Annotated in this window: 9 protein-coding genes; 6 read left to right on the forward strand and 3 right to left on the reverse strand. The window is 69.8% G+C overall.

Annotation, left to right across the window (positions count from 1 at the left end):
- Positions 1-33: 33 nt before the first annotated feature.
- Positions 34-564, forward strand: coding sequence for an amino-acid N-acetyltransferase (locus ACYVHU_RS16255; protein ID WP_078763163.1), 531 nt, complete (start codon positions 34-36; stop codon positions 562-564).
- Positions 565-588: 24 nt separating this feature from the next.
- On the opposite strand, the gene ACYVHU_RS16260 is transcribed toward ACYVHU_RS16255, so the two are convergent.
- A complete protein-coding gene (locus ACYVHU_RS16260; RefSeq protein WP_078763164.1) occupies positions 589-3,858 on the reverse strand; it encodes a UvrD-helicase domain-containing protein in 3,270 nt (1,089 codons plus the stop codon).
- A 571-nt stretch (positions 3,859-4,429) separates the two neighbouring features.
- Between ACYVHU_RS16260 and ACYVHU_RS16265 the strand changes: the two genes are divergently transcribed.
- The 4 genes from ACYVHU_RS16265 (at position 4,430) to ACYVHU_RS16280 (ending at position 9,226) form a co-directional block, all read left to right on the forward strand.
- Positions 4,430-4,705: a hypothetical protein gene (locus ACYVHU_RS16265; RefSeq protein ID WP_078763165.1), complete on the forward strand. Its 276-nt coding sequence runs from the start codon at positions 4,430-4,432 to the stop codon at positions 4,703-4,705.
- Positions 4,706-4,925: 220 nt separating this feature from the next.
- Positions 4,926-5,264: a histone-like nucleoid-structuring protein Lsr2 gene (locus ACYVHU_RS16270; RefSeq protein ID WP_078763166.1), complete on the forward strand. Its 339-nt coding sequence runs from the start codon at positions 4,926-4,928 to the stop codon at positions 5,262-5,264.
- A gap of 440 nt (positions 5,265-5,704) precedes the next feature.
- Complete coding sequence (locus ACYVHU_RS16275) at positions 5,705-8,212, forward strand: ATP-dependent Clp protease ATP-binding subunit (RefSeq protein WP_078763167.1); 2,508 nt, start codon at positions 5,705-5,707, stop codon at positions 8,210-8,212.
- 426 nt (positions 8,213-8,638) lie between these two features.
- On the forward strand, positions 8,639-9,226 hold the full coding sequence (locus ACYVHU_RS16280) for a thioredoxin-like domain-containing protein (protein ID WP_235001106.1): 588 nt from the start codon (positions 8,639-8,641) through the stop codon (positions 9,224-9,226).
- Positions 9,227-9,235: 9 nt separating this feature from the next.
- Here the strand turns inward: ACYVHU_RS16280 and ACYVHU_RS16285 are convergent, their stop codons facing one another.
- Positions 9,236-10,111, reverse strand: coding sequence for an iron-sulfur binding domain-containing protein (locus ACYVHU_RS16285; protein WP_078763168.1), 876 nt, complete (start codon positions 10,109-10,111; stop codon positions 9,236-9,238).
- Positions 10,112-10,197: 86 nt separating this feature from the next.
- On the opposite strand from ACYVHU_RS16285, the gene ACYVHU_RS16290 reads away from it, so the two are divergent.
- Complete coding sequence (locus ACYVHU_RS16290) at positions 10,198-10,965, forward strand: hypothetical protein (protein ID WP_235001107.1); 768 nt, start codon at positions 10,198-10,200, stop codon at positions 10,963-10,965.
- A 34-nt stretch (positions 10,966-10,999) separates the two neighbouring features.
- Here ACYVHU_RS16290 and radA read toward each other — a convergent pair whose 3' ends face one another.
- Positions 11,000-12,361 (reverse strand): DNA repair protein RadA, encoded by a 1,362-nt coding sequence (gene radA / locus ACYVHU_RS16295; protein WP_078763169.1) that lies wholly within the window; start codon positions 12,359-12,361, stop codon positions 11,000-11,002.
- Positions 12,362-12,504: the final 143 nt, after the last annotated feature.

A 12,504-nucleotide genomic window follows, 5' to 3' on the forward strand; every position in this document is an offset into this window, starting at 1 on the left:
CATAGGGGGACCGGCCGGTAATCTGGGCCGATCATGTCCGTCGAACACGTGACCATCCGCCGTGCGCGGACCAGCGACGTCATCCACATCCGTCGTCTCGTCGACGAGTTCAGTGGGGAGGGGCGCGTCCTGTCCAAGAGCACGGTCAACCTCTACGAGGACATCCAGGAATTCCGGGTGGCCGAGGCCGACAACGGTGCCCAGCGCACCGTTGTCGGCTGTGGTGCCCTCCACGTTCTGTGGGAGGACCTCGCCGAGGTACGCACGGTCGCGGTGGACCCGGTGGCCCAAGGACACGGAGTGGGCCACCGGATCGTCGCCGAACTCCTGAGCACGGCCCGCGAGCTGGGGGTGCGCAGGGTCTTCTGCCTGACCTTCGAGACCCGGTTCTTCGGCCGGCACGGGTTCCGGCCGATCCAGGGCACACCGGTCTCCCCGCGCGTCTACGAGGAGCTTCTGCGCTCCTACGACGAGGGGGTCGCCGAGTTCCTGGACCTGGAGCGGGTCAAACCGAACACGCTGGGCAACACGCGCATGCTGTTGTCCCTGGACGAGGGGGCCTGACCCGACACGGGACAAGCCCCCTCGTCACAACAGACGGAGCTGGCGGTCCTTCGGCCGTCGCCGGGTCGCGGTCTCCTCGTCCACCGGCATCGTCAGCCGGGACGGAATCGCCTCCAGGAACGAGGACGCGGCGTTCTCGACACGAGACCCCCGGCGGGTCCGCCGGCGGGCCCGGGAAAGGTAGAGGCGCCGTCTGGCCCGCGTGAGGCCCACGAAGAACAGCCGGCGTTCCTCCGCGTCGTCGTCACGCTCCGCCCCGGGGAAGCGCAAGGGCAACAGCCCCTCCTCGCAGCCGACGAGGAAGACCACGGGGTACTCCAGTCCCTTGGCCGCGTGCAGGGTCAGCAGCGACACCCGGTCGGCGCGCGGATCCAGGGCGTCGACCTCGGCGCCCAGGGACAACTCCGCGAGGAAGCCCTCCAGGTCGTCGCCGCATCGCCGGGCCAGGGGCGCCAGGAGCTCCCCCGCGGTGCGGACGGACGTGGTCAGACCCGTGTCACCGTGGTGCCGATCGCACAGTGCGGCGACCGCGTTGCGCACGCGCTCCTCGACACCCGCACCGGCGACCCGCGCCAGCTCTCCGGCGACCATGCGCACCGCCGGACGCGCCGTCAACCGGTCGTGGGAACGCTTCTGGAACGGCACCCCGGCGTTGTCGAACGCGGCGGCGAGCGCCTCGCTCTGGGCGTCGGTGCGGTAGAGCACGCAGAAGTCACCGAAGGACAGCCCCTCCTCCCCGTCCTCCCCCACGCGCCCGCTGTCCAGCGAGTGCAGGGAGGTGCCGCCCAGCAGGCGGTCGATCGCCCGCGCGACGAACGACGCCTCGGCGCGTTCGTCCGCGGCGACGTGGATCCCGATCCGCGGCGGATCGGAGAAGTCCCCGACGGCCCGCAGCTCGCGGCCCGGCACCAGGGAGGCCGGCGCGATCGCCTGCACGGCGGCGTCCACGATCGTCGCGTTGGACCGGTAGTTGCGTGAGAGGCGGACGGTCCGCGCGGCCGGGAAGTCCTCGGTGAAACGCAGGAAGAAACCCACGTCGGCGCCACGGAACCCATAGATGGCCTGGTCGGGATCGCCGATCGCGGTGATGTCCCCGTCAGGGGCGGTGAGCAGGCGCAGCAGCCTGTACTGCGCGGCGTCGACGTCCTGGTACTCGTCCACGCCGATCCACCGCCAGCGGCGCCGGTAGCGCTCGACGAGCCCGTTGTCCGCCTCGAGCAGGCGGACCGGCAGGGCGAGCAGGTCGGTGAAGTCCACGAGGTCCTGTTCGCGGAGCCGCCGCTCGTAGGCGCCCGCCTCGCCCTCGTCGGCCGCCGCGGTGGCTCCTCGCGCCGTCGCCTCGTCACGGGCCTCCAGGAGGCGACGGGCCGAGGCCGGGGAGCCGGTCACCTCGGTGGCGACCTCCAGCCTCCGGGCGTCGTCGGCGACCTGGAAACGGGCGGACAGGCCGACGCGCTCGTACTGCTCGCGCAGGATGAGCGCGCCCAGGCCGTGGAAGGTCGTCACGGTCATCGACCGCGCCCGCGCTCCCACCAGGTCCGTCAACCGCTCGCGCAGCTCCTCCGCGGATCTCCGGGTGAAGGTGATCGCCAGGCACTGTTCGGCCGCCAAAGCGCCCTCGGTGACCAGATGGGCGATCCGGTGCGTGAGGGTGCGGGTCTTGCCGGTGCCGGGCCCCGCGATGATGAGCAGGGGACCGGGAGGGCTTCCGGCGGCCGCGCGCTGCTCCGGATCGAGGCCGGTGAGCAGGTTCGAGGAACGCAAGGGGGGCTCGTCGCCTTCCGCGGGAAAGAGCGCGGGCTCCCCCTCGTCGGTCCCGTCGTGGGCGAGCGGGTCCGCGTCGTCCTTGCCGGAGGGCCACGGCTCGGAGAACAGGTCGGCCGTGGTGTCGGAGAGGGGAGCGTCGGCACGCGCCGCCCCGGGGCCGTCGCGCCGGGTGGTGGGGCGCGGCCGCGTCCTCCCCTTCTTCGCGTCACCGGCGCGCCGTGCCTCCTTGGGGACGATCTCGTGCTCCTCGAACAGGGCGGGGGCGTTCGCCGAAGCGGTCAGCTCCTCGGGCCGGAACATCCGGATGACGCCGTACTCGCCGTCGTAACCGGCGTCCCGGATGACCTCGCCGCGCCGCAACCGGCCGATCGCCTCGCCCAGCAGTTCGCCGCCGACCCGGGTCACCTCGTCCAGGGGAACGGATTGCAGGATGCTCAGCTCGGGGCCGATCTCACCCACGAGCCGGGCCACCTCGCCGAGCACCCGCTTGCTCTTCGGACCGACGCCGACGATCTCGCTGACGATCTCGGGCAGGGGGACCAGGTTGGTGAATCCCGCGGCGCCCGGAACCTGATATCCCACGGGGCGGTCGGCGAGTTCGTGGACACGGTGGAAAACGCCCACGGTCAACGGCCGGCCGCACACGGGACAGCGGCCTCCGTGCTCACGGGTGAGTTCCGGTTCGAACCGAATGCCGCACTTGCGATGCCCGTCGAGGTGGTACTTGCCCTCTTCCGGAAAGAACTCGACCGTTCCCCGGAAGCCCTCGCCGGTTTCCAGCGACCTTCGGATGGCGTAGTAGTCCAGGTCGGTGTCGAAGCGGGTCGCCTCGCGAGCCAGCATCGGGGGTGAATGCGCGTCGGAATTGCTCACGAGGGTGTAGGAGTCGAGAGAAGACACCATCCAGTTCATCGCCGGGTCGCTGGAAAGTCCGGTCTCCACGGCGAAGACGTGCTCGGCCAGATCCACGTAACAGTCGGCGATCGCGTCGAAACCCGATTTGGATCCCAGCGCCGCGAACCACGGGGTCCACACGTGGGCGGGCACCAGATAGGAGCCAGGGTCGCTGGAAAGCGTGATCTCCAGCAGATCGCGTGAATCGAGGCCGAGGATGGGGCGTCCGTCGGAAGCGAGATTGCCGATCTTCGCCAAATCGGCCGTGATCGCCTCGGCAGCCGTCATGCTCGGGGCGTAGAGCAAATGGTGGACCTTGCGGGTGCGCTCGTCCCGCTTGTAGATGGTCGAGATCTCCACCGACAGCATGAAGCGAGGGAGGCGGCTACTGGCGGGAGGGAGGGTTCGGGCGATCTGTCGCTCGATTTCGGGCTTCAGCCGGAACAGGCCCGGCTCGGCCGGGACGAGTTTGGTGTGCAGCTCCTCGCGCCAGGCAGGGTGAGTGAAATCACCCGTACCGACCACGTCAATGCCCTTGCGGGCGGCCCACCAGGCGAGGTGTTCAAGGTCGCAATCCTTACTGCAAGCCCGCGAGTACTTGGAGTGAATATGTAGATCTGCGTGGAACTCCACGATCAGGCCCTCCCAATGCCCTCGATGTCGGACTCGCGGGCGCATACGCGATCCTCGCGTGGATGCCCGTTCCTTCCCGCTACGATGCCACGATCCCATGACCGGCCTGGCACGACCGCCAATGAGGGGCAGGCGAGAGCCGGTCCCGAGGGGCGCTCTGTGCAAAGTGCCCAAGAACCGGCCGGGTTCTGGTTCATCCCGCACATGGCGCGGGCCTGGGTGATCCAGTTCGATATTGCTGGATCCCTCTGTCTTCACGGAGGAAGGTTTCTCTTCGCCGAGAGGGGCCCGGTCCCTCATTATCGTCCGCCGGTCTTCGCGGATCCCTTGTCTTTAAGGGCTTCCGGCAAGTGGGACATACCGGTCCGCTAAGGGGGAGTGGGTTAACCCGGGAGGGGTAAAGGGGATCCGGCGCCCTCGGTGGACGGAACCGGATCACATGGTGTCTATGATGTCGAGGGCGTGTTAGTGGGGGGCGGGAGAGACCGGCTTGACGCGCGCGTAAGCTGGCCAGTACCCCCAGACGGGTAATTACTGCATAAAGTCACAACAAGGAAGGGGCCTGCGTTCGATGTGGGACGTATTGTCGGCGCTGCTCCCCCCTGCTGTTGTCGCGACGGTCTTCTGCACGTTCATCTATCGGCTGCTCCGTAAGGAGATGGCGCCAAGAACGTCGGATGGGCGGCTCGTCGGTTCTCCCGGCACCGCGTCGAGTACCGAGCCCGCGGCCGCCGATTCGGTGGCGCCGGTGGATACCGATGCCGTTACCGCCGAAGGCGGGGCAAAGGACGGGCAGGACTCCACGCCGGAAGTCACCGGTGCGGAGCGTGGCTCGACCGATCGCTAACTGGCAACGTTAGGGAATGGGGCGCGTCCCCAGCGTTATCGGTCCCGGCCGTCAGGCCGGGGCCGTATCGAGCCTTGGGGCCGAAAAACCGAGAGACGGCACCGGACCGGCATAGCGGGATGGCGACTTTCGCCGCGCCGAGAATTGTCTTTCCCGTTCTATCCGGTATAGCTTTATATTCAAGTGCTCATCGCACTGCTCTGCTGAAAGGTCTGTATCCATGGCGCAAAAGGTTCAGGTACTTCTCGTCGACGACCTCGACGGCGGCGAGGCGGAGGAGACCGTCTCCTTCGCCGTCGACGGCTCGTCCTATGAGATCGACCTCAGCGGCAAGAACGCGGCCAAGCTGCGCGACGCGCTCGCTCCGTTCGTCGAGGCTGCCCGCAAGGCGCCGGCGAAGAGCGGTCGGAGCAGCCGTCGCCAGCAGCGCAACGCCCCCAGCCGTGAGCGCAGCGCCGAGATCCGGGCGTGGGCCAAGGCTGCGGGCAAGCAGGTCAACGAGCGTGGCCGCATCCCGGCCTCGATCGTCGCCGAGTACGACGCCGCCCAGCAGCGCTAGGAGCGCTAGGCTCGTCTTCCTGCCGCGCCCGACCCGGCGCGAATGCGGTCTGCCGCGCACCCGGTAATCGGTTCTCGATCACCGACGGGACTTGTTCGCTGAGAGCAAATTCCGGCACGAACGCCCATCACGGCCCGTGCGTCCCCACCTGTTCGGGGGCCGCGGGCCGTTCGCTTGCGGCGTACTTGGAACATCGAAGGCCCGATTGGTAGTTGGATGAGGGTGAACGCCCTATCGTCGGGGAAAGTCTCTTGCACGGCCCGTGTGTGGACGGGACGTGTGGGATGTGCTCGCCGGGGCGCCGGCAAAACCGGTGGCGCGGTGGAGACGGGTGCGGGAGCGCCCTCCAGGGGGACTTTCTCCTTGAAGGGCCGATATGCGGAAAAGTGAGGGTCGGAACTTCCGTCCCTGCCTGACCGCTCTGTGAGGAGCGACGAGACATGTTCGAGAGGTTTACCGACCGCGCACGGCGCGTGGTGGTCCTGGCCCAGGAAGAGGCCAGGATGCTCAACCACAACTACATTGGTACGGAGCACATCCTGCTCGGCCTCATCCACGAGGGTGAAGGCGTCGCTGCGAAGGCTCTGGAGAGCCTCGGCATCAGCCTCGAGGCGGTCCGGCAGCAGGTGGAGGAGATCATCGGGCAGGGCCAGCAGGCCCCCTCCGGCCACATTCCCTTCACCCCGCGCGCGAAGAAGGTCTTGGAGCTCTCTCTGCGCGAGGCCCTGCAGCTGGGGCACAACTACATCGGTACGGAGCACATCCTGCTCGGCCTCATCCGCGAGGGTGAGGGCGTGGCGGCCCAGGTGCTGGTCAAGCTCGGCGCCGACCTCAACCGGGTCCGCCAGCAGGTCATCCAGCTCCTCCACGGCTACCAGGGCAAGGAGCCGCAGGCCACGGGTGCCTCCTCGGAGTCGACTCCGTCGACCTCCCTGGTGCTCGACCAGTTCGGCCGCAACCTGACCCAGGCCGCGCGCGAGAGCAAGCTCGACCCGGTCATCGGCCGGGACAAGGAGATCGAGCGCGTCATGCAGGTGCTGTCGCGCCGGACCAAGAACAACCCGGTGCTCATCGGCGAGCCCGGTGTCGGCAAGACCGCCGTGGTCGAGGGCCTGGCCCAGAAGATCGTCAAGGGCGAGATCCCCGAGACGCTCAAGGACAAGCAGCTCTACACGCTGGACCTCGGCGCGCTGGTCGCCGGCAGCCGCTACCGCGGTGACTTCGAGGAACGCCTGAAGAAGGTCCTCAAGGAGATCCGCACCCGCGGCGACATCATCCTGTTCATCGACGAGCTGCACACCCTGGTCGGAGCGGGTGCCGCCGAGGGCGCCATCGACGCGGCCTCCATCCTCAAGCCGATGCTGGCCCGCGGCGAGCTCCAGACCATCGGCGCGACCACGCTGGACGAGTACCGCAAGCACCTGGAGAAGGACGCCGCGCTCGAACGCCGGTTCCAGCCGATCCAGGTCGACGAGCCCACGATCAAGCACACGATCGAGATCCTCAAGGGCCTGCGCGACCGGTACGAGGCCCACCACCGCGTCTCCATCACCGACAGCGCGCTGGTCGCCGCGGCGCAGCTCGCCGACCGTTACATCAGCGACCGCTTCCTGCCGGACAAGGCGATCGACCTCATCGACGAGGCCGGTTCGCGGATGCGCATCCGCCGGATGACCGCCCCGCCGGACCTGCGCGAGTACGACGAGAAGATCGCCCAGGTGCGCCGCGACAAGGAGTCCGCGATCGACGCGCAGGACTTCGAGAAGGCCGCGTCCCTGCGCGACGACGAGAAGCAGCTGCTGGCCAAGAAGGCGCAGCGGGAGAAGGAGTGGAAGGCCGGCGACATGGACGTCGTCGCCGAGGTCGACGAGGAGCTCATCGCCGAGGTCCTCGCCACGGCCACCGGCATCCCGGTCTTCAAGCTCACCGAGGAGGAGAGCTCCCGGCTGCTGCGCATGGAGGACGAGCTCCACAAGCGCGTCATCGGCCAGGAGGACGCCATCAAGGCGCTCTCCCAGGCGATCCGGCGTACCCGCGCCGGCCTGAAGGACCCCAAGCGTCCGGGTGGGTCGTTCATCTTCGCCGGCCCCTCCGGTGTCGGCAAGACCGAGCTGTCCAAGACGCTGGCGGAGTTCCTGTTCGGTGACGAGGACGCGCTGATCCAGCTCGACATGAGCGAGTTCATGGAGAAGCACACCGTCTCCCGGCTGTTCGGCTCGCCTCCCGGCTACGTCGGCTACGAGGAGGGCGGTCAGCTCACGGAGAAGGTGCGGCGCAAGCCGTTCTCGGTCGTCCTGTTCGACGAGATCGAGAAGGCCCACACCGACATCTTCAACTCGCTGCTCCAGGTTCTCGAAGAAGGCCGGCTCACCGACGCCCAGGGCCGCAACGTCGACTTCAAGAACACCGTCATCATCATGACGACGAACCTGGGCACCCGGGACATCTCCCGCGGCGTCTCCATGGGCTTCGCCAAGGAGGATGACAAGAAGACCAACTACGACCGGATGAAGGCGAAGGTCGGTGAGGAGCTCAAGCAGCACTTCCGGCCCGAGTTCCTCAACCGCGTGGACGACATCATCGTCTTCCACCAGCTCACCGAGACCGAGATCATCACGATCGTGGACCTGATGATCGCGCGGCTGGACGAGCGCCTCAAGGACCGCGACATGGGTCTGGAGCTGCGCCCGGCGGCCAAGACGATCCTCGCCGAGCGCGGGTACGACCCGGTTCTGGGAGCCCGGCCGCTGCGCCGGACGATCCAGCGCGAGATCGAGGACGCGCTCTCGGAGAAGATCCTCTACGGCGAGCTGAAGGCGGGACAGATCGTCATCGTCGACGCCGAGGGCAGCGGCACGGACGCGAAGTTCACCTTCCGGGGCGTGCCGAAGCCGGCGTCGGTCCCTGACACGCCGCAGGTCGAGACCGCCGCGGGCAAGGGCGACTGAGGTCCCGTCCGCTTCGGGTGACGAAGGGGTGGCCGTAATGGCCACCCCTTTCCCGTGTCCACGAGCCGGTGCCCGCCGGCATCGGCCGGTAGTGTCCGGACCGTGACGAATCCAGCAGACCCCCCATCCGGCCCGGCCGGCGGCCCTGAGGGTCCGCGCGTTCCCGGGCCGCACCCTCCCGGTGTGCCCGGGCCGGGACCTCTGCCCGGGCCGGGCGTGCCCGCCCCCGGCCCGTATCCACCCGGTTTCCCCCACCCACCGCACGGGTCCGCGGCGTGGCCGCCCGGACCTCCTCCGCAGGCTCCCGGCGGCCCGTATCCGCAGGGGCCCGGAGGCGCCCATCCGCACGGTCCGTATCCGCCGGGGGCTCCCCCCGGCTTCCGCCCGCCGACTCCGCCCCGACGCGGCCCGCGAGCGCTGTGGTGGGTGCTGGGGGCCGCGGCGCTTGTCGTCGTGCTCCTGGTCGGCGCCGGCGCGACCGTCCTCCTCCTGGGCGGAGGAGCGTCGGGCCCCCACCCGGGCCTGGCCGAGGGGCGAAGCGAGGCCGGTGACATCGACGGCGTGCAGACATTCGACGGCCTGTCGATGAACCACGTCACCGGGACGGTCGACTACCCGCAGAATCCGCCCGTGGGCGGCGACCACGCGGCGGTCTGGCTCAACTGCGGTGTCTACGCGGAGGAGGTGCCGGCGGAGAACGCCGTCCACTCCCTGGAACACGGTGTCGTCTGGATCACCTACGACCCAACCATCGACGACGGGCAGGTCGACCTGCTCACCGGGCTGTACCGGCCGGGAAGCTACCTTCTGGTCAGCCCGGTCCCCGGTCTGCCGGCGCCCGTGGTGGCCTCGGCCTGGGGAAAGCAGCTGGGGGTGGACGACGCCGGCGACCCGCGTCTCCAGGAGTTCATCGCCCGCTACGAGCAGGGACCGCAGACACCGGAGCCCGGCGCCCCCTGTTCGGAGGGGATGGGCGAGCCCAGCGTCGGCGAGGCCGGCAGCATCGGGGTGTGACCCCGTCGCTCACCCGGGCAGAGCGTAGGTGCCGTCCTCCAGGGGGTCGACCAGACCGTCGGCGACGAGCGCGTCCAGCGCTCGCTCGCGCTGCACGCTCTTGTCCCAGACCGCGTCGAGCGCCTCCTTGGCCACCGGGCCGGGGGCCTCGCGCAGCACCGCGAGGAGCCGGCCCCGGACCTGGCGGTCCGTTCCGGCGTAGGTCTGTCCGCGCCGGGGCGGGCCGTCGTGCGGGGGGCGGCCGGCGAGGACCCAGGAGCACCGGTCCAGGATGGGGCAGTCGGCGCACTTGGGGGAGCGGGCCGTGCACACGAGCGCGCCCAGCTCCATCACGGCCACGCCCCAGCGCGCGGCCACGGCTGGCGCGTCCGGCAGCAGGGACTCCGCCAACCTCACCTCGGCCTTGGTCTGGGTTTTCGGAGGGTACTCAATTCCGGTCTCCGCCCGCGCGAGCACCCGGCGCACGTTGGTGTCGAGGATCGCGTGGCGCTGCCCGAACGCGAAGCTCGCGACCGCCGCGGCGGTGTAGGGGCCGACCCCGGGAAGGGCCAGCAGGTCGGAGTGGGAGTCGGGCACCCGCCCGTCGTGCCGTTCCACGATCGCCCGGGCGCAGGCGTGCAGGTTGAGCGCGCGACGGGGGTAGCCGAGCCGGTTCCACATGCGTACGGCCTCGCCCGCGGGTTCCGCGGCGAGGTCGGCCGGTCGAGGCCAGCGCTCCACCCACGCCTCCCAGGCGGGCAGCACCCGCACCACGGGCGTCTGCTGGAGCATGATCTCGCTGATCAGGATCTCCCACGGGGTGGCCTCGGGACGTCGCCACGGAAGGTCGCGAGCGTTGGCCTCGTACCATGCGAGAACCGCTGTGCTGTAAGGGTTTTCGTTCATGCGTAATCAGTTGCCCAACGGCGGGTTGAGTAGGTGCAAAGTCGGAAAGCCGGGATACTACGCCCATGCCCTCAAGCACTGGACCCGTGAGTTCCGAGACGTACATGAAACGGCGTGTCTTCGTGCTGGCCGGGATACTTCTGATAGTGGCGCTGATCGCCTATGCCTGCTCGGCCTCCCCCTCGGACGACGGGGAGCGGGCGGCCGGCGTGTCCCCTGATCCCGGTACCGGTGCGTCGCCCGATTCCTCCGCCTCGCCCAGTATCGCAGCATCGCCCTCCACCGGTGCCGGTTCGGAGGACGGGGACCCCGCGGGGGACGAGGACGCGGGCGGGTCCGAAGGGGCGGCCGGCGAGGGCGGGGAAGGCTCCGGGGGAGGGGCCGGCGGTCCCGGCGCCGCGGCCCCCGCGGGAGGCGGGGACGGCGGGGCAGCGCCCGACATCCCGGCCCCGCAGCGCTCCGAGGACCCCTGTCGTCCCCAGGACGTCGTGGTGACCCTCGCGACGGACCGCACCGACTACGCCTGGGACGCCCAGCCCAAGATCGAGGTCACCGTGGTCAACACCGCGGAGCAGACCTGCACGATCGACGTCGGGCCCAAGGCGATGGAGCTGCGCATCACCTCGGGTGAGGACCGGATCTTCTCCACCGCCGACTGTGTCGAGGGGCGGGGCACCGACAACGAACAGCTGCGCCGCGGGGTGCCGCTCACGACGACCGTCACCTGGGAGCGCGAACGCTCCTGGCCGGACTGCCGCGAAGCGGACAGCCAGGCCCGTCCGGGCACCTACGTCGTGACGCTGTACGGCGACTACGTCAACGGGGCCGAGCCACAGGTCTTCCGGCTCAACTGAGACGGTGGCCGGGTAGGGCACCCGGCCACCATCCTCAACGACGCTGTTTCGCGGGCAGGGCGAGGCGGAGCGCCTCGCCGAGGTCCTCGACGCCGATCGCCTCGATGCCGTCGACGGGTTCGTCGCTGTTGTGCGGGACGATGGCCTTGGTGAAACCGAGCCGTTGCGCCTCGGAGAGCCGCCGTTGCACGCCGCTGACCGCGCGCACGTCCCCGGCCAGCCCGACCTCGCCGATGGCGATGAAGCCGCGTGGCAACGCGAGGTCGGTGTGGGAGCCGGCCAGCGCGAGGGCCAGGGCCAGATCGATCGAGGGTTCGCCGAGCCGCACCCCGCCGACGGTGGAGGCGTAGACGTCGGAGGAGCCGATGCGCAGGCCCGCCCTGCGCTCCAGTACCGCCATGACCATCGCGACCCGGGCGGAGTCCAGCCCCGAGGTGGCGCGTCGCGGCTGGGGCAGCGCGGTGGGCGCGACGAGCGCCTGGACCTCGGCGATCAGGGGGCGACGTCCCTCAAGGGTGACCGTGACGCAGGTGCCCGGGACGGGCTCGTTGCGGCGGGTCAGGAACAGGCCGCTGGGGTCGGGCAGGCCGATGATGCCGGAGTCGGTGAGCTCGAAACAGCCGACCTCGTCGGTGGGGCCGTAGCGGTTCTTGACCGCGCGCAGCATCCGCAGCCGGGAGTGGCGGTCGCCCTCGAACTGCAGCACGACGTCGACCAGGTGCTCCAGCAGCCGGGGACCGGCGATGGAGCCGTCCTTGGTGACGTGGCCGACCAGCACGGTGGCGATGCCACGGGCCTTGGCCAGTCTGATCAGGGACCCGGCGACCTCGCGGACCTGGGTGACGCCGCCGGGAACCCCCGGGACGTCGGGCGAGCTCATGGTCTGCACGGAGTCGACGATGAGCAGTTTCGGCGCGATCTCGTCGACGTGGCCCGCCAGCGCCGCCACCGAGGTCTCGGCGGCGAGGAACAGTTTGGAGGACAGCGCCCCCAGGCGTTCGGCGCGGAGACGGACCTGGCCGGTGGACTCCTCACCGGTGACGTAGAGCACCGGCCCGGAGTCGGCGCACAGCGCCGCCACCTCGAGCAGCAGGGTGGACTTGCCCACGCCGGGCTCGCCGGCGAGCAGGAGGACGCCTCCGGGGACCAGGCCGCCGCCGAGGACGCGGTCGAGCTCCTCCAGACCGGTGGGGGCGGCATGGGCGGCTTCGACGTCGATCTCGGTGATGGGGCGGGCGGGGGAGCTGACCTTGGCCGCCACCAGGCCTCCCGAGACGGCGGGACCGACCTCCTCGACGGTGCCCCACGCCTGGCACTCGCCACAGCGGCCGACCCATTTGAGGGTGGTCCAGCCGCACTCGGCGCACCGGAACGTACTTTTCGCAGACCTGGCCATGTCTGCACGCTAGCGTGTCCCGGTGACACTCCGTACGGTCCTCCACAGCCCCGCGCCGTGGACGGCGGGACCGCTGCCTCGCCGGCGGCAAGCGTCACGGCTGGTCCGATCGGCCCACCGCAGCGACATATCAGACATGCCGT

It is taken from the genome of Marinactinospora endophytica, assembly GCF_054780875.1.